Source organism: Liquorilactobacillus oeni DSM 19972, from assembly GCF_001436275.1.
Lineage (GTDB): Bacteria > Bacillota > Bacilli > Lactobacillales > Lactobacillaceae > Liquorilactobacillus > Liquorilactobacillus oeni.
In genome coordinates, this window is sequence record NZ_AZEH01000017.1 from 1 (window position 1) to 17,156 (window position 17,156).

Below are 17,156 nucleotides of genomic sequence, written 5' to 3' on the forward strand. Positions count from 1 at the left end.
CAAGTCTTTGTCAATCTGGACTTGTACCCGTTTCTTTTCCTTAACTGCCATGATTGTCTCGCCTCTTTCATTTACTACTCACATTATACTAACTTTTGAGTATCAGTTCAATTAAATAAGGCTTTAAAAACTGTGAATTTTTGTTTGCTGCCCTTTTAGCAACAGCACCCAATATAAGGCCTCTAAAACGTTCATAGACGTATTTTAAAGCCAGTTAGTATATTTATACTAAGAACTATTTATAATCGCCCATAGGAGCTTATTCTACGTTCTGTCTTTGGCTAGCAACAGAGTTATACCAGTATTGAAATGTATTCACCATTGTTATAAACAAATAATCTTCAACACTATTAACTTTTTCGTGCTTATCAAATTTCTTTCTAAGGGAATTAAATGCTCTACGTAAAGCAGTCGTTATATCATGCTGTAATTCTTCTTCTTCATCAAGAATAATGGTAACTGGTTTTCCAAGTTGACGTTCGATTTCCTCTTGAGCGTATTTTTTAGCATTAAAGATAATGCCGATATAGTCGTGCATTTGTTTTGGTGTATTAACCCATAAACTTAATAGTCTAATGGTATCTGCTTCAAGTGGTACTTCTGCTCCTTGTCCTTGCTCAACCAAATATTCTGGTGCATTCTTTATTAGATCTTCGTTTTGTTTTTGACGTTGAGCTGATGAATAGTTGCTTGATGAAAAATCAGGCTTTTCTGTATCTTTAAAGGTATCTAAAGAAGTATCTAAAGAACCAAGTTCTTTATCTATATTAACTGCACTTTTTTCAGTTCCGCTTGTAGCAATGCTTTGACCGTTATTTTCAACGGACTTATGTGGAACTGCACTTTTTTCAGTTCCGCTTGTAGCAGGGGTTTCAGCGTTCTTCCGCGGAACTGCACTTTTTTCAGTTCCGCTTGTAGCAGGGGTTAGAGAACTATCTTGGCTTTTTTCTCTTAAATAAACATCGGTAGCTTCTACATCAAGCTTAGACAGGTACAAACGGTTTGGTTCGTTCTTCTTAGTTTTCGGGTTAAAACCCATTTGTTTCTGAAAAAGCAATCCAAGTGATTCTAATTCTGTTTTTACTTTAATGACCTTGTGTTCCGAACAGTTAAATAAGTTTACCAATTCTTGATTCGTAAAAATAAAGTAAACGTGATTATCTTCATCGATCCAGTTGTTTCTTAGTGAATACTCTAAACGGTCTTTTAAAACCATATAGGCGAGTTTTGCGTCACTGCTTAGGCGCTTATATTTTTCTCCATATAGCAAAACTTTCGGAAACTGGAAAAATAAAGCTCCATAAACATTATCTTTTTCGTAAAATTCAAAATGTTCATTTGGCGTTTCTTTTTTTTGCTTTTTCATAATTAAAAACTCCCTTTCTTGATTCCAACACATGTTGCTCAAAAGAGAGTTGCTAAAACATTCGACTTGATTTAAAATACAAGTCTGATATGCTCTAACTGAATTACGAAGCGAACATTGGTCGTGATCGGCTTTGTAATTTCACTAGCATGTGTTGGATTGCTTGGTTGCCTTCTTGGCAACTTTTTTTATTTTCAACAACAAATAAAAATGGACTAGATAGCTTTTAACGGCTACTTAGTCCATTTATTCTTGTTTGTATTCATGGGTTGCCCAAAGAGGGCTTTCTGCGGTATAATTACCCTACAGACAAGATATAAAATTCAATCGGTTTTAACTTGGCGGTCTAAGCCGATTGAACTAAGTAGCTGTTAGCTAGCTACTTGCTAATATTGCAAATTTCTCAATCCCAACTGGGGTTGAGATTTTTTGTTTTATTAGCATTATTTTTTATTCGATTGTCAAATTAGTTCCAGTTTAGCATAGCGCTTACCCGCCGACAACCTTTATTTTGTCCGGTAAACTTTACCAGATCTAGGTTGAAACCAGTAAGCAACAGCCGCAAAAAGTAAATAATACATTAAGAAAAATAAAGCTGCATAATGCTTAGTAAATGATTCATTGAAAAGCTTTAAGAACAAAGCAGAAGGAATTAACAGGTAAAAAGTCACAAGCGGCGAAAGAATTTGCAAAATTCTTACGACAATGCGACGGTTGCCGCTCATTTTTTCAAACAATACTTGTAGCCAGTATTGCAATGGAAATAACCACTGGCGGATAAAGAAGCGGTCATCTATTTTGTGAGTTTTGATGATCCCTACTGCTGGAATTAACCAAATTAGTGTAGTGCAGCCATTTAACATGATACTGACCACTTCCGACTTCATATCAACTCCTCCTTTATAAATAACATCACATATTTTTTATAAGCTCATTCAAAAATTTAGAAGCAGACTTAAAATTATGTTCTTTTGCCAAACCGTCAAGTCTTTTTCTTACGCTGGGTTGAAGTGTAAAAGTATAGTTTTTAGTACGTTCATTTTCATCATTATAAACAGGAATAATAAGCTTGTCTTTAGGTTCGGTTGGTTGCCCTGGTTCATTTTTTTGTAGTGCTTTTTTGATATTTTTATTTTCTGGATTGAATGCCATAAGAAACTCTCCTTTATAATTGGTATGTATACACATTAAGTATACATATGATTAATACGTATATCCACTATTTATAATTTTTCTGTGATTTCATTGAACGTTTGGTCCATGCTATCAAAAAATTCGTGTTGGCTAATATATGTTTTGCGTTCTTCTGCCATTTTTGAAAGAGATTTTTTATCCAACGTTGAACGATTGAATAGCTCTTTTTCTGGAACTATTGCCAATACATTGGGATCATCTTTTAAAGCTTCTAATAACTCATGAGATGATCTTGTATTGTGCTTAATCATGTTTGCGATAAAAAATAATTTGGCAGTGACATAAGATTTTCTAGTAGAGTAATCAATGGCTTCTTTGCGTAACTCGTTAATTCTTTCTTCTAGGTTGAACTTTGCATTGTACCCATGTTCGCTAGGTGTGATTGGGCTAAGAATAGCATTACTGATGATTACTGCATTTTTAGTAGCAGTAGAAAAATCTGGGTGACAATCTAAAATGATGTATTCGAATTTTCCTAAATTTAAGCGTTCATAATTATCTGATAACCACATGTAGAGGAACATGTTTTTGTTAGTCTTATTTTCAATGTCACGCTCAATATCGTCAAGGTGCATATCTCCTGCAATCAGACTAATATAATCACTTATTTCATGTATTTTGACTTTTCCTCGATCTAAGAAAATATTACCAACGGTGTCTTGATTATCGTAAATGTTGTAAGTCTGGGTTAAATTACTTTGGTGGTCTAAGTCAATAAATAAAACATGCTTGCCATTTTTTGCTAACCATTCACCGTAATTAAAAGCTAGGGTAGTTTTACCAACGCCACCTTTTATAGCTGAAAATGTGATAATTTCCATTAGTATTCCTCCTTATACATACTAAGTATGTTTAATAAATATCCTCATAAGTATAATAACATACAACAGTTACATTTACAAGTAACACGTATACTTTATATTTGTAAATATAATTATAGCTGTTCAGAACTCTTATTTTTAAGCTGTTCTTTAAATCGTCTTTGCTGTGTTCGCTCACTAATACCAGTTTTACGCGCAATCATCTTGTAAGTCATGCCTTGCTGACGCAATTCATAAGCAAACCTTATTTGTTCATCTGTGTAGGTTTGTGGGCGTCCCTCATGAAAATAAGGGTCGTTCCTTTTGGCATATTCTTTTCCCTCATGTGTTCTTGTCACAATCATATCTCGTTCAAATTGCGCAAAGGCGCTAAAAATTGTAAATATAAGTTGTCCTGTGGGCGTATTGTCAATTATTCCCATGTTGAGAATATTAACTTTAATATCACGTTTAAAGAGGTCTTGAATTATATCTAAGGCTTCTCTTGTATTTCGTGCAAAGCGATCTAGCTTTGTGACAATTAAGGTATCACCTGGTTTGAGTTGTTTTAATAATTGACTAAATTCTGGCCGGTCAGTAGTTGTACCAGTAAACTTTTCTTGATAAATTTTTTGAGCGCCTGCATTTTTCAAGAGTTCTATTTGATTCTCTAATTTCTGATCGGTGGTGCTAACTCGAGCATAACCATATTTCATCTTAATCTCTCCATTTCCATTTTTTATTAAATTAGGGGATTTTATAGCAAAAAAAGCTAATGCTTTATGACGGTAAGTTATGACGCCCTCTAACGCCTTTAATTATAAGGCACAAAAAAAAGCGACACAACTGTTAAGATACGGCAACAACAAGGCATAGAAATTGCCAAACGCCAGGGCAAATATAAAGGCAAAATTCGCGAATATGGTCCTCATTCACCTAATCGTCAAAAACGCTATATTTATAAAGAAGCCTGTCGCCTTTTAAATAGGAAGAAAGACGGAGATGAAACTCTGACCAAGCGACAAATTGCCCGCATGTTAGGTATTGCACCAGTAACCTTATATCGCATCGAAAAGTATCAGGCAGAAGATCTAGCAAATGTTCCCCGTAGTGAGAGGTAAACATCATGATAGATTTAAGGGGCAAACGAATTCTCTTTACAGGCCGTTTGCGATCTTTTCGTCGTTTCCAGGCACAACAGTTAGCAACTATTCTAGGAGCAAAACCTGTCAACGGGATTGACAAAAATGTCGATATCCTTGTGGTTGGTATTATTAGCAAACCCTATGATCAACTACTTACCACTCAATAACTAGCTAATCTCACAAATATCCTTGTATGTACCTTCAAACAATGTTCCACAATCAAGTGACCTTTAATGTAATCGCATTCATATCGGTTTCGTGATAACTTAAATCGTGAGGGTGATAGAAATGAATAAAAGACAAGTCGACTTGTTTAATTATCTTTGCGGGGAAAAAGACTATGCTCCCGCAAAGGTTCTCGCTCAACAATACAATGTCTCAAGCAAAACCATTTACAAAGATATTGCTGTTCTTACGGACGCGATAACTGGATTTAACGTTCAGATCAAGAAGAGACCCCGTGTTGGAATCAAAGTTAACGGACATGACCAAGCTAAAGTAAAAGCAATGGCTACTTTAAAAGATATGCAGCAAGAACAACCAGGGGTCATTGGTATATCACCGACACAAAGACGGGCCGCGATGGTCAAGGCAATTATTCTTCAGAACAAGTAGCAAACCCTCAAGGAATTGTCCGACCATTGGTTAGTCAGCAAAGCGTCTATTCTAAACGATATTGCCTCCATTAACGACACGATTGCCATTGATAACTCAGGGATCGAATCCAACGGGTACGAACTTCAGTTTAATGGTAATGAAGAGCAGCGCCAAACCGCAGTGACCACGTTTGTCGTGACTGGTGCTGATGAAAAACGCCTTAGTTCTAGTCAATATTTGGAACAGTTTTTCGAACCCAATGTGGTGAAAGTCCTAAGAAACTATTTTGTTGAGAATCAAATAGAATGGTTTGAAAATGTCCCAGCTTATTATCGCTTCGCTCTACAAATCATCACGTTAGTTCAGACAACACGTGCTGCCTTAGGGTATCATGTGCAGATTAGAACCCTTCAAGACCCAGATGACGACTATTTATCAGGAGATTCAACTTCAGTTGCTGCACACTTATTAAAAACATTGTCCCAACTGCTCAATATAACCTTCACAAAATGGGATTTAGATTGGTTGGCACGTAACCTTTCCGCTTATCGGATCGGCCCAATTAGCAACGGTATCATCCCAGAATGGCGGGCTACCGTAAAAGAATTGATTGCACGCATGGAATCCTTACAGGAAATTAAACTTCCGGGGCGCAAGTTATTACAACAACAGCTGATGTTTCATCTTCCCGCCATGGTATTAAGACTTCAAAAAGGCCTAATCGTGCGCAATCCCTTATTAGGTGATATCAAAGCACAATATCCCGAACTGTTTGGGATGACTTGGTACACAATGTCCTTTTTAGAGGATCGGTTTCATATAGAGTTGAATGACGATGAGGTTTCCTTTGTCACGATATATTTTCATATTGCCATTAACCAAGTCGTTACCAGTCGAAGTGTCTTGATCGTCTTTAATCAACATGGGCAACTCAGGGATTATGTTAAGTCTCAGATCAGAATGCTATTACCTCGAAATACAAAGTATTTAACCACGAGTTTAGGTAACTTCCATCGCATTGACTTAACCGGTATTGGCCTCATCATCGGTGTGAATTTGAAGAGCTTGATTACACCAGTTCCTTTTGTAGGAATTTCACCGCTCTTTGATTCTAATGATCAAACTAAGTTAATGCAGGCATATGCTAACGCCCTTATTAAACCGCAAAGCAGTCAGGAGACGATCCACTTTCCTGTCTTACAACAGAACGTTGATGCTCACCTGATCTTTTGGAAGGACAAGATTGCAGACAAACAGGCCGCATTGGATTTTCTTGTTAGTCAACTAGAAGCCATGGGGAAGGTTAAACCAGAATTTAGATCCTCAATCTTTCGGCGTGAACGTCTTGGTAGCACCGAGTTGGACAGTGGAGCAGCTTTACCACATGCCGCTCCAACTTCTGTTCGTTCCCTTGGAGTTGTCTTCTTGATCTTACAAAAACCAGTTCACTGGAATTCGGTTCCGGTTTCAATCGTGGTCCTCGCTTGTGTACCAGATGCACAGGTTAAGATCTATCGGGATTTGGTGATGGATATCTACCGACTCGTGCAAACTAAACAGATGGTCCAAATGATTGTTGGACTACATTCCACCGATCAATTTCTAAAATTGATCAATCAATGAATCGAAGGGAAGAGTTAGATGTTTTTCAATGAAGAAATTATGACATTGCATTCTGATGCACCAGATGCAACCACAATCATAACCAAATTAGCGCATCAATTAGAAGCTAAGGACTTGGTTACTGAAAAGTTTTTGTCCCATGTCTTGGCGCGGGAAGGAAAGTATCCGACCGGCTTAGCTGCCAGTTCGATTGGGGTGGCGATACCACACACGGATTCGATTTACGTCAAAAAATCCCAAATTGCTTTTGCTTCCTTAGCCAAGCCAATCATTTTCAAGAACATGGTGGATCTTGAACAAAATGTCGCTGTTTCCTTGGTGTTCATGATTGCCATGAGCTCACCACATGAACAAACGGCGTTGTTAAGCAATTTGATGAACATGTTTCAAGATCAGAAAACGCTCCAGCAGCTTAATCAAAGTGATACCAAGAAACAGGTCATTGATATTTTAAACACAAATAAAATTATTTAGGGTTTTCTGAGGAGGAAAAATTATGATTGCAGAAGCCATTTACTGGTTTATCAATCTTGGCTCAACGGTCTTTATCCCCGTTATTATCTTTGTTTTGGGATTGTGTGTCCGTTTAAAGCCTTCAAAAGCATTTATTTCAGGAATTACGATTGGGATCGGGTTTATCGGTCTGAATTTGGTTGTAAATTTGTTGCAGACATCGCTTGGGCCAGCCATTAAACTCATGGTTTCGCGGTATGGTCTAAACCTCAGTATCATTGATTTAGGCTCTGGTCCCGGAGGCCCACTGGCTTTTTCATCCACTCTCGGCGTATTGGCCATTCCAATTACCTTTGGATTGAATCTCTTGCTTATCTGGGTGGGAATGACCAAGACTCTCAACATTGACGTTTGGAATCTGTGGCAACCTACATTCATTGGACTACTCGTTTGGGGCGCAACTGGAAACTATCTATATGGCGTCATTGCAATGATCCCAGCCTTCTTAATGCAACTGTTCCTAGCTGATCTGACTCAACCAATGACCAGTAAATTCTTCGGGTTGCCAGGCATCTCCATTACCCACTTGATGGCCTTGTCGCCCATATTGCTGGCTTGGCCATTAAACTGGTTATTTGATCGAATTCCTGGGTTTAACAAGATCGATGCATCTCCCGAAACGATCGAAAAACGCTTCGGTATCTTAGGTGAACCGATTGTAATCGGCCTTATTATTGGGATTGGCATCGGAATCCTCGCCGGTTATGATATCACAAAGACCTCACAGTTAGCTATGGAAATGGCAGCGGTACTAAAACTGTTGCCAAAGATGATCTCTATGTTTATGGAAGCCTTAACTCCGATTGCTGAAGCAACTCAGGCGTTCACACAGAAGCACTTGCATGGCAAGATTGTCAACATTGGAATGGATGCCGCTTTAACAGTTGGTCATCCTTCCGTTGCAGCCACTAGTTTTTTGATGATCCCAGTAGCCCTATTTCTGTCCGTGGTCTTGCCTGGTAACAAAGTTTTGCCATTTGGTGATCTTCCGCTGTTTGTCTTTGTCTTTACCATTTTGGTTGCAGGTTTTAAGGGCAATATCATTCGTTCCTTGATCGGGGGCGCTATTTATACAGTCCCAATGTTGTATCTTTCGACTTGGTTAGCCCCACTTGTTACTAAGGCATTCAAATTGGCGAATTACAATATTGGCAATAAAGGGACGGTTTCATTCGTTTCAGCAGGTTTGTGGCCAAATGCGTTAATGGTTTGGGCCTCAAAAGCTATGAGCATTTTCGGAATTATAGCTGTCACCCTTGTTATGTTAGGACTTCTGTACTATCTGAACGTTGTGAAGAAATACAATCAAAAAGAGAAAGAAGTGGGTTGATAATGAAAAAGATGTTAATTATGTGTGGCGCTGGCCATGCAACTTCAACGGTAGTCCGGGCAAAAGTGGAAGACTGGTTGAAAGCACAAGGCCTCTCAAACAAGGTAACGATCAAACAATCGGCAGTTGGTGATGAAATCGATAATATTAAGAACGATCGTTATGACATTGTTGTCAGCACAACCGTAGTCCCTGATAATATCAAATCAAAGATAATCAATGGTGTAGCCTTGTTGACTGGTATAGGCTCAGACAAGGTCTATGACGAAATCAAAAAAGAAATTGAGGAATAGGAGGCACCATTGTGAGCACTTTTTTTAAAGACATTAAGATACACACTGTACAGGGACGGCCCTCCTACCATCGACTCACGGATCAAGTCATGTCAGCTATTAAAGAAAGCAACATCAAGAATGGTCTTTGCTTAGTGCAGACCGCTCACACCACTTGTTCGGTGTACTTCGATGAGTACATGCATGACACCAACTATTACGGTGATGATTACCTGACAGTTGATATTGATCATCTGTTAGACCGACTCGTTCCTCGACAAACCACTGAGAACTTTCCTTATCTCAGTCCAGGTCCAAAGCACATTGCCTATGGAATGAAAAAGACGGATCCTAACTATCCAGCAGAAAAGTGGAGCATGTTAAATACCGATGCGCATATTCGGGCTGATCTATTGGGATCAAATGTCACGCTTGGCATCAAAGATGGCCGTTTGATGAATGGGTCCGTAGGTTCAATTTACTTTGTTGATTTTGATCAAACCCGTGAACGAAATCGAATAGTCAACATCATTTTGGTGGGAGATGACAAGTAATGTCAATTGACGAAAAGCAAATCCGTTCACTTTTTCGCATCGAAGGTGAAGAGATCGAAAAGCTCGCAACTTCAATCGACACCGAACCAGTTCAAAGGCTAATTGATTTGATGGCAAATTGTAAGGGTAATATTTTTCTGACAGGTTGCGGAACTTCAGCGATGGCAGCTAAAAAGGCAGTTCACACCTTACGTGTTGTGGACATACCGGCCTTCTTCTTAAATCCATCAGATGCTGTTCATGGTGCCCTAGGTGCTGTGAATGTAGGTGACGTAGTGATCTTCATTTCAAAAGGTGGAAACACTAAAGAGCTGACTTCGTTCTTACCCAATCTTAAAGAAAAACATGTGCAGATTGTAACCATCTCCGAAGATCCTAAGTCCGTCTTGGGTAAAGGCGCTGATCTAGTCGTCATGGCCAAAACAACTCGCGAGTTAGACAAATTCAATATGTTGGCCACGATCAGTATTCTGGCGGTAATCACTCTGTTTGATGTTGTTGCTGTGGGCTTGATGCAAATTGAACATTTTACTGAGCAACATTTTCTCGTCAACCATCCTTCGGGAGCAGTAGGTGAAAGACTCAGGGAGGACACCCATGACTAAACAAATCTTACCGTCCATTCTTGATATCACCCCAGACAAGTTTATGAGCATGTTAACCACCTTTGAAACAACCGGGATTAAAGCGTTACACGTAGACGTTATGGATTCACACTATGTCCCAAGTCTAGGTTTAAACGATAGGCTTGTTGCCTGGCTCCACGATCACACGAAGTTCAACTTGGATCTTCATTTAATGGTATCTGATCCTGAAGCTGTCAGTAAACTGGTTATTGAGGCTGGCGCATCCAGTGTTACCTTTCACCACAATAGCATAGTCGATAGCTTCAATCTGATTGAAACCATTCAACATACTGGGATTCAAGCTGGCGTTGCCCTAAATCCTGGTGATTCACCCGAACTATTAACTGAACTTTTACCACGTTTGGATCGCGTTTTAGTGATGACAATCAGTCCCGGCCGTCATTCAAATGGGTTTCTGACCGAAATGAAACAGAAGGTGACTTGGCTGTCTCAATATCGGGCTACGCACAAAGCACATTTTGTGATCGAAGTAGACGGGGGCATAACCGCTGATACTATTGGAACAATGCTTAAAGCTGGAGCTAACGAGTTCGTTTCTGGTAGTTACTTGACCAAAGTAAGTGATCCGAAATCAAATATTGCGAAATTGCAGGAAAGGATCGCTGACTATGTACACGATTGATGCTGCCAGATCCGTTGTGTTAAAGGAAATAGATAAGCAAACTGTTGATTCGAATCAAGTTGAGCGCTTACTAACTGAACTAATGCATGCTACAACTATTTTTATCACTGGGCACGGCCGTTCAGGCCTGGTAGTCGCCATGTTTGGCAATCGCTTACTACAGTTGGGACTTAAGGTGCACATTGTGGGTGAAATCACCTGCCCGCCCATTAACAAGGGGGATCTCCTATTGATTGTGTCCGGATCAGGTAACTCTCCTTCTCTATTGGAAGCGGCAAGGACGGCATTAACCGCAGATGCTGATATGGTACTCGTAACCACAGCCGAGAAATCATCATTGGTAGACTTGGTTCAAACAGCTGTTCTTATCAAGACCGATACGAAGAGAACAGCTCATAAACAGTCTCATCAACCCATGGGTGCACTTTTTGAACAAAGTTGTTTAATCCTTTTTGAAGCCTGCGTACTTTGCCTTCAAGAACGACTGAACAGGAGTGAAACTTTTATGGAAGCTCACCATGCAAATATTGAGTAAAGAGATAGCCTGTTAGGAATGTAAAGAGCCCTTAGAGAGGTTTTGCGGTCGGCCCTGTCAAGTTGGCAGATGAAATAATAAAAAGCTTTGGTTGTTTCTAAATGGTTTCACCCCAGTACTCTGCTGGGGGTGAGGCCATTTCTTTGGTTCGAACAATTGTGATAGTTGAAGTAGTAGATGCCAGCTTCCACCAGTCCCTTAGATGTTTTCGCCATCGGGTGGCGAGCCATCAATCGGAGTTCGAACTTGTTCCACCACCATTCCATCGGTGAGTTATCATATGGCGTTCCCGGTCAAGGCATGCTTCGGGTCACCTCAAACTGGCTAAGAACCTGTCTAGTATCTGCTGAATCTGGTAGAATTGTGGAAAACCGACTGAGGAGTTTGTCATGCCAGATTATCCAAGCAATATTTCTCGAGCGCAATTTGCGTTAATACAACCTGATTTAGAAAACTTCCGTAAGCATACAAGACCGCGTCGTTATGATCTTTATGACGTATTCAATGCCATCCTTTACTCGCTTACTACAGGGTGTCAATGGCGTGAATTACCGCACGATTTCCCGGAATGGCATACCGTCTACCGCTATTACGATATGTGGCGAGATAAACCAGACCCGACAGCTGATTCGCTATTAGAAAGGCTTTTAAAAAAACTGTTGCTTCCTATCGCTTTGCACAGGGCCGATCGGCCCGAACATCGTTTGTGATTGTTGATGCTCAAAGTGTTAAAACCACTGATTTAACGAAAAATAGTGGCTACGATGGCGGCAAAAAGATTTCAGGGATTAAGCGTCATATGGCGGTTGATATTAATGGTTTACCACAAGCCATTCTCGTGACACGAGCTAATGTATCAGATCGTTCAGGTGCATTGGCTATGTTTAGTTTGGCTAGCCAAAATTTAGAGCTGGTTCAGCATGTCATGGTTGATGGTGGCTACACTGGCAATGACTTTGCGGATCAGGTGAAGCTCATTTTGAATGCTAAGACGACGGTAGCTAAACGCAACGAGTTGCATATGTTCACGGTGTTACCGCAACGATGGATCGTTGAACGTTCATGGAGTTGGCTAGACAAATGTCGGCGACTTTGGAAAAACTGTGAACGTGCCCTTAACAGCAGTCTTCAAATGGTTGTATTGGCCTTCCTGAAGATAGTTCTTAAAAGATACTAGACAGGTTCTAACACATCTAGGGTGGCCCCTTTATTCTGAATGGTGTTCATGATCTTAGTTAAATCCTGGTTGTTTCTGCCTAAGCGATCTAATTCAGTGACCAGGACAATATCACCCTCACGAATATAGGCCAGCATTTTTTGCAGTTCTGGCCGATTCGTGTTAGCCCCACTTAATTTATCCGTAAACAATTTATCAACACCTTTTAAAGCCGCCAACTGTCGATCTAAATGTTGCTCCTTGGAACTCACGCGCGCATAACCGATTTTAGCCATTTCCAGCTCTCCTTTTGGACAGTTCTAATGAACATTTGTAATTCTTAGTATAGCACAGAAATAAAAAAGGCCACTAGGGTATACCCTAGTGGCCTTTAAGCTTAGTGCGAATTATTAATTGAATTTATCGTTTCCCTGTATTTACCATCAAATGTTTTTTCATCTGGAAACAAGGTTTCTCGTGAATATCCTAGTTGTCTTAATTTTTTTTGGATCGAATCTTTAACTTATCACGGAAACACGAGTTACATCACGGTATTTATAGTCCTGTTGTTTTCGTTAATAGCTTGGCTATTTATGGCTCGAAGATTAAAGAAAGCTGATTATGCATAGACACTATTCTATCCCCATTTCCCTGTATAATAGATTAAGCAAGAAGCTTTAATGGCAATGATTGTCTTTTCCCTTGCGAGGTGAGGCTCATGGGAACATGGAATAATCTTCAGGAAGGCTTCACAGTCAATGAGCGTCTTTCAGACACTCTCGTTGATGTTGCTGTTTGGCACGTTTTTAATCGCGCTACTCAGCTATATCGACAAACACCACAAATGAAAAAGCCGCCCCACATAACTTTGACCGGTTATGGGGCGAACTAGTGTTGTTTTAATATCTGCCACCGTCTTTAACGGCTCTACACGGGAAGTCCTGTTCACGTGGGACTTCCTTTTTCTTTTTCAGCGTTTTTCGTACTTCGCCGTATTTGTATATAGTTTCCCAATATGTTTATGTCTGGCAACGGACCCACTTAATCTAATATTTATTATTATGATAGACCAATTTGCCTATTAACTTAGTCTCGGTGTTTTTTTTCTAAAGTTGCTAATAATGCATTAATCCGTTGTTTAACTCGGGTTCGTTGGGTTGTATCAGTTAACAGTACTAACGTATCACCTTCATGAATCAAGGTGTCACCATGTGGAATCACTTCTTGTTCACCACGCCGGATTCCAATGAGCAGTGCTTCTTTAGGCCATGGCATGTCTCGGACCATTTTGCCGTTTAAGGGACTGCCAAAGAAAACCGGTATTTCCAAATGATCAGGTCGATGAAGTTGCTGAACAGTTTTAGGCATTGTCATCTGCTTAAGCAATGCTTCATAGATTGGTGCACCGCCTAATAAATCAACAACAAGGTAAGCAGTTAACGATATGACTGCTAATGGCATTAAATGTGTTAAATTGCCAACCATTTCTGTTACCAGCAAGATAGCTGTGAAGGGAGCTTTTCCAATTCCAGCAAAGTAACCGGCCATGGAAAAAATGATTAGGTTCATGATATAGACATGCGATAATAATCCTAATTGATTCATTAAGACGCCATAAACCGCACCAATCACAGCACCTAAAGAAAGAATCGGCAAAAAAATACCGCCAGGTAATCCGGAACCATATGAAATCATTGAAAAGACGAATCGTATAATAAAAATTGCAATTAGTACAAACAAAGGTGGAACATACTGGCCAAATCCAACAATTAATCCATTACCACCACCGAGTAAATTTGGCGAAAAGTAACCAACTAAGATTACCAGCAGAAATGGTACGATACCTTGTATTGGGCGTGGCAAATGTGTCAGTTGATGATACCACCGAGGCATAACTAACAAGACCCGTTGATATAAGTAACCAAACAATCCCAAAACAATGCCGAGTAAAATTAAGTGCCAATAATTTGATACTGGTAAACTACGTGAATAATTTAAATGTAACACGGGAACAAGTCCGAAAACATTCAGCGAGATAAAATTTGAACCAATTGCTCCGGCTAATGCTGTTAACCAAACCAGCGGTGAAAAATTATGGTAAATCTCTTCTAAGACAAATAGAGTTCCAGCAATGGGAGCATTAAACGCCGCTGCTAATCCAGCAGCGGCGCCTGATGCAATTAGCAGTCGGCGATCAGTTCCTGATAACTTAAACCCAGCAGCGAAACCTTGACCAACTGACGCACCTAATTGAATCGACGGTCCTTCTCGTCCGAGAAATAATCCAGGTCCCAATGCCAGAATACCACCGATAAATTTTCGCCAAAGAATTGACCACCAGTGCATTTCCAATTCGCCAGCCAATTGACCTTCAACTTGCGGAATTCCGGAACCAGAGATATAAGGTTCTCTCTTGAGAAGTCGAGCCACAATTAAAGCTAAACCAAGGTTGATGCCAATCAACAATGCCCATTCCCACCAAACAAATGGCGCGATTCGTAAGTATCTATATACCAATCGACTATAGTGCAGCCCTATCTCAATACAATAGCGAAATAAGCTAACAACGGTGCCACTCATTAAACCCACAAGCAGGCCGAGTAAAACAAATCGCAAACGAGTAACGTCAAATTTTTCTTTTACAAGCTGTATCAAATAACTAATCCTCCATTATAACCAATATTATATAATTTAGTGCTTAATTAAACTAGGCAATATCTCGATGAAATCTAGTAGTTATTTTTCACAGAGAAGGGGTGTCATACCGCTAAGATGTTTTAGTAGTTTATATGACGAGCCGCATGTTTGAGTAGTAATGGTGCTAATAACGTTGTTAGGATAATGGCAGTGATAATTGCCGAATAGTAATCATCACTGATTAGTTTGGATTGGTAGCCTATTTGAGCGATAATCAAGGCCATTTCCCCACGCGAGACCATCCCCGCACCAACGAGGTAAGCTTCATTCGAACTGAATCCGGCCCATTTAGCCCCACTTCCCGCTCCTAATAGTTTTGTCAGTGTTGCCACAATCGTCAATACGATAATTAATAACAAATCGTGTTCTATGCCAGCTAGTGACATATTTAAACCAATTGAAACGAAGAATACAGGAATGAAAATCGCATAACCGATTGGTTCGATACTTTGATCAACTTCATGAGCTACATGAGTTTGTGCAATCGCAATTCCTGCAAAAAAGGCCCCAATCACTGCACTCAGTCCAATCAGATCTGCAATATATGCCATACCAAAACACAAAATCATCGCCATTATAGTAGGTCCCACTGGATTCAATAATTTGGTGCCTAGTTTAGCGAGGAGAGGGGCGATAAAACGCATCACGAAATAAATTGCGGCAAAGTAAATTAGCTGCTCTAAAAAAGTCAGAGCTAGCGGTATCTGGGTATCCGTACCAGCCTTTGTACCTATTAAACTGACCATAATGCTAAGTAAAACGACAGCTAGCACATCGTCAACCACCGCGGCACCGAGGACTGTTGAACCGCTCTTACTATCAAGTAAATTTAGTTCTTTCATGACAGCAACTGAAATTGAAACCGACGTTGCGGCAAAAATAACGCTCAAAAACAAGCTTTCAAATTGTGTCAAGCCAAAAACAATACCAACTGGATAGATCAGTACCATCGGAATCAAAACTCCTAACAACGCGACAATTATGCTAGGACGCAAATATTTTTTAAGCAATGTAAGATCACTCTCAAGTCCGGCGATAAACATTAAGATGATAACCCCAATCTCTGAAAAAATATGGATGAAATCATTGGCGTGAACCCAATTCAACAACGCAGGGCCAAGAATAATTCCAACAAATAATTGACCGATCACTGCTGGGATACCAACCCTAGAGGCTAGATGGCCAAATAGACTAGTTGTAATCAAGATGATCACCAAGGTACCTAAAAATTCCAAACAAAAACCTCCTCATACAAAAAACGTAAACCCAGATACCTCTTACACACCCCTGAAAGAGAACACCTTGAGCTTACGTCAACTGATTTATTTATTCATGTTTTAATAATACTTCTTATATGCTAGCAAACTAATCAAAAATATTCAAGTAACGATAAGTTGTCACATTTAGTTACTTATTCGAAACACAGACACCGCCAACTTTAAAAGTGATTTCTGAATTTTCTTTATCTATTTTAAATATCTGGATCGTTTTCTCCAGCTATAAATCATGCTGGATACATAACCGAGCTAAAAAGACACCGTAGGTATATTATCAGGTCCAAGGAATCCAAACTAGCAGCGACCAAAACATCATTGATTTCTTGTTTGAGGCTGGTGTAATTCTTCTTTTCTATGATGAACCTTAGAAGCTGTCCAAGATCTATGATTTTTGATATACTTCTATGTAAAAAGCGAGTTTAAGCTATGAAAAATTATCCCAGCAATATTACTCGGCAACAATTTGAATTAATTCGACCAGCTTTAGAAAATTTTCGTAAGCGAACTAAGCCTCGAAAATATGACCTCTACGAGGTCTTCTGTGCGGTCCTATATGTCTTGAAAACCGGTTGCCAATGGCGTCAAGTCCCCGGTGATTTTCCAGAATGGCGGTCAGTTTACAACTATTACAAAATTTGGTCAACTAAAGCTGAGCCTACGGCTGATTCTTTATTGGAACAAGTTTTAAAAAAATTGTCATTGCTCGGCGAACTTACCAAGGACGTTCAGCTTTAACTTCCTTTATTATCGTTGACGCTCAGAGCGTCAAAAACACCGCAGAACGGGCCGCGGTTCAACGCGTCATCATGGACATGAACGCCTCCTATC

General features: G+C 39.8%; 18 protein-coding genes and 4 pseudogenes. 14 read left to right on the plus strand and 8 right to left on the minus strand.

Annotated features, from left to right (window positions below; all coding sequences use genetic code 11):
* Window positions 1-259 precede the first annotated feature (259 nt).
* The 5 genes from FD46_RS00795 to FD46_RS00815 all read right to left on the minus strand — a co-directional run bounded on the left by FD46_RS00795 (window position 260) and on the right by FD46_RS00815 (window position 4,076).
* Window positions 260-1,366, minus strand: coding sequence for a replication initiator protein A (locus FD46_RS00795; RefSeq protein ID WP_002824591.1), 1,107 nt, complete (start codon window positions 1,364-1,366; stop codon window positions 260-262).
* A gap of 506 nt (window positions 1,367-1,872) precedes the next feature.
* The gene (locus FD46_RS00800) at window positions 1,873-2,253 is read right to left on the minus strand and encodes a hypothetical protein (protein WP_057895297.1); all 381 of its coding nucleotides are present in this window, start codon (window positions 2,251-2,253) and stop codon (window positions 1,873-1,875) included.
* A 25-nt stretch (window positions 2,254-2,278) separates the two neighbouring features.
* The gene (locus FD46_RS00805; protein WP_002824589.1) at window positions 2,279-2,518 is read right to left on the minus strand and encodes a ribbon-helix-helix domain-containing protein; all 240 of its coding nucleotides are present in this window, start codon (window positions 2,516-2,518) and stop codon (window positions 2,279-2,281) included.
* Between the two features lie 71 nt (window positions 2,519-2,589).
* Entirely contained in the window at window positions 2,590-3,381 is a 792-nt protein-coding gene (locus FD46_RS00810; protein ID WP_002824588.1) for a ParA family protein, read from the minus strand.
* A gap of 113 nt (window positions 3,382-3,494) precedes the next feature.
* Complete coding sequence (locus tag FD46_RS00815) at window positions 3,495-4,076, minus strand: recombinase family protein (RefSeq protein WP_002824587.1); 582 nt, start codon at window positions 4,074-4,076, stop codon at window positions 3,495-3,497.
* A 129-nt stretch (window positions 4,077-4,205) separates the two neighbouring features.
* On the opposite strand from FD46_RS00815, the pseudogene FD46_RS10120 reads away from it, so the two are divergent.
* From FD46_RS10120 to FD46_RS10135, 12 genes and pseudogenes are all read left to right on the plus strand, one after another.
* Window positions 4,206-4,481: pseudogene (locus FD46_RS10120) on the plus strand (recombinase family protein); the annotation flags it as partial.
* A 5-nt stretch (window positions 4,482-4,486) separates the two neighbouring features.
* Window positions 4,487-4,669: pseudogene (locus tag FD46_RS00820) on the plus strand (BRCT domain-containing protein); the annotation flags it as partial.
* Between the two features lie 124 nt (window positions 4,670-4,793).
* Window positions 4,794-5,120 (plus strand): HTH domain-containing protein, encoded by a 327-nt coding sequence (locus FD46_RS10490; protein ID WP_235805519.1) that lies wholly within the window; start codon window positions 4,794-4,796, stop codon window positions 5,118-5,120.
* Between the two features lie 15 nt (window positions 5,121-5,135).
* Window positions 5,136-6,725, plus strand: coding sequence for a BglG family transcription antiterminator (locus tag FD46_RS00825; protein WP_235805520.1), 1,590 nt, complete (start codon window positions 5,136-5,138; stop codon window positions 6,723-6,725).
* 18 nt (window positions 6,726-6,743) lie between these two features.
* Window positions 6,744-7,199 (plus strand): PTS sugar transporter subunit IIA, encoded by a 456-nt coding sequence (locus tag FD46_RS00830; RefSeq protein WP_057895298.1) that lies wholly within the window; start codon window positions 6,744-6,746, stop codon window positions 7,197-7,199.
* Between the two features lie 22 nt (window positions 7,200-7,221).
* The gene (locus FD46_RS00835) at window positions 7,222-8,568 is read left to right on the plus strand and encodes a PTS galactitol transporter subunit IIC (protein WP_057895299.1); all 1,347 of its coding nucleotides are present in this window, start codon (window positions 7,222-7,224) and stop codon (window positions 8,566-8,568) included.
* Between the two features lie 2 nt (window positions 8,569-8,570).
* Window positions 8,571-8,861, plus strand: coding sequence for a PTS sugar transporter subunit IIB (locus tag FD46_RS00840; protein ID WP_057895300.1), 291 nt, complete (start codon window positions 8,571-8,573; stop codon window positions 8,859-8,861).
* Between the two features lie 11 nt (window positions 8,862-8,872).
* Entirely contained in the window at window positions 8,873-9,394 is a 522-nt protein-coding gene (locus tag FD46_RS00845; protein ID WP_019900945.1) for a YjbQ family protein, read from the plus strand.
* Window positions 9,394-9,999: a KpsF/GutQ family sugar-phosphate isomerase gene (locus FD46_RS00850; RefSeq protein ID WP_057895301.1), complete on the plus strand. Its 606-nt coding sequence runs from the start codon at window positions 9,394-9,396 to the stop codon at window positions 9,997-9,999. Before FD46_RS00845 ends, FD46_RS00850 begins: the two co-directional genes overlap by 1 nt.
* Window positions 9,992-10,663, plus strand: a complete 672-nt coding sequence (locus FD46_RS00855) for a ribulose-phosphate 3-epimerase (protein ID WP_019900951.1) — start codon at window positions 9,992-9,994, stop codon at window positions 10,661-10,663. The genes FD46_RS00850 and FD46_RS00855 overlap by 8 nt, the downstream gene beginning before the upstream one ends.
* On the plus strand, window positions 10,650-11,198 hold the full coding sequence (hxlB, locus tag FD46_RS00860; protein ID WP_057895302.1) for a 6-phospho-3-hexuloisomerase: 549 nt from the start codon (window positions 10,650-10,652) through the stop codon (window positions 11,196-11,198). The genes FD46_RS00855 and hxlB overlap by 14 nt, the downstream gene beginning before the upstream one ends.
* Window positions 11,199-11,587: 389 nt before the next feature.
* Window positions 11,588-12,375, plus strand: a protein-coding gene (locus tag FD46_RS10135; protein WP_094515910.1) for an IS5 family transposase whose coding sequence is annotated in 2 segments (ribosomal slippage) — window positions 11,588-11,855 and window positions 11,855-12,375 — 789 coding nt in all. Because the reading frame shifts where the segments join, the coding sequence is not laid out codon by codon here.
* An 8-nt stretch (window positions 12,376-12,383) separates the two neighbouring features.
* Here the strand turns inward: FD46_RS10135 and FD46_RS00875 are convergent.
* A pseudogene (locus tag FD46_RS00875) lies at window positions 12,384-12,650 on the minus strand (recombinase family protein); the annotation flags it as partial.
* Window positions 12,651-13,139: 489 nt separating this feature from the next.
* On the opposite strand from FD46_RS00875, the gene FD46_RS10140 reads away from it, so the two are divergent.
* Window positions 13,140-13,202, plus strand: a complete 63-nt coding sequence (locus FD46_RS10140) for a putative holin-like toxin (RefSeq protein ID WP_222843308.1) — start codon at window positions 13,140-13,142, stop codon at window positions 13,200-13,202.
* 238 nt (window positions 13,203-13,440) lie between these two features.
* Here the strand turns inward: FD46_RS10140 and FD46_RS00880 are convergent, their stop codons facing one another.
* Both FD46_RS00880 and FD46_RS00885 read right to left on the minus strand, forming a co-directional pair.
* Window positions 13,441-15,009 (minus strand): ClC family H(+)/Cl(-) exchange transporter, encoded by a 1,569-nt coding sequence (locus tag FD46_RS00880; RefSeq protein ID WP_057895303.1) that lies wholly within the window; start codon window positions 15,007-15,009, stop codon window positions 13,441-13,443.
* A gap of 122 nt (window positions 15,010-15,131) precedes the next feature.
* Entirely contained in the window at window positions 15,132-16,286 is a 1,155-nt protein-coding gene (locus tag FD46_RS00885; RefSeq protein WP_035462971.1) for a cation:proton antiporter, read from the minus strand.
* Window positions 16,287-16,754: 468 nt separating this feature from the next.
* Here FD46_RS00885 and FD46_RS00890 point away from each other — a divergent pair.
* Window positions 16,755-17,156 (plus strand): annotated as a pseudogene (locus FD46_RS00890) (transposase); the annotation flags it as partial.

Coding starts and splice junctions, on each gene's coding strand:
- FD46_RS00850 (WP_057895301.1), top strand. CDS start 9,394: ATGTCAATTGACGAAAAGCAAATCCGTTCACTTTTTCGCATCGAAGGT.
- FD46_RS00800 (WP_057895297.1), bottom strand. CDS start 2,253: ATGAAGTCGGAAGTGGTCAGTATCATGTTAAATGGCTGCACTACACTA.
- FD46_RS00855 (WP_019900951.1), top strand. CDS start 9,992: ATGACTAAACAAATCTTACCGTCCATTCTTGATATCACCCCAGACAAG.
- FD46_RS00795 (WP_002824591.1), bottom strand. CDS start 1,366: ATGAAAAAGCAAAAAAAAGAAACGCCAAATGAACATTTTGAATTTTAC.
- FD46_RS00815 (WP_002824587.1), bottom strand. CDS start 4,076: ATGAAATATGGTTATGCTCGAGTTAGCACCACCGATCAGAAATTAGAG.
- FD46_RS00805 (WP_002824589.1), bottom strand. CDS start 2,518: ATGGCATTCAATCCAGAAAATAAAAATATCAAAAAAGCACTACAAAAA.
- FD46_RS00835 (WP_057895299.1), top strand. CDS start 7,222: ATGATTGCAGAAGCCATTTACTGGTTTATCAATCTTGGCTCAACGGTC.
- hxlB (WP_057895302.1), top strand. CDS start 10,650: ATGTACACGATTGATGCTGCCAGATCCGTTGTGTTAAAGGAAATAGAT.
- FD46_RS00830 (WP_057895298.1), top strand. CDS start 6,744: ATGTTTTTCAATGAAGAAATTATGACATTGCATTCTGATGCACCAGAT.
- FD46_RS10490 (WP_235805519.1), top strand. CDS start 4,794: ATGAATAAAAGACAAGTCGACTTGTTTAATTATCTTTGCGGGGAAAAA.
- FD46_RS00840 (WP_057895300.1), top strand. CDS start 8,571: ATGAAAAAGATGTTAATTATGTGTGGCGCTGGCCATGCAACTTCAACG.
- FD46_RS00810 (WP_002824588.1), bottom strand. CDS start 3,381: ATGGAAATTATCACATTTTCAGCTATAAAAGGTGGCGTTGGTAAAACT.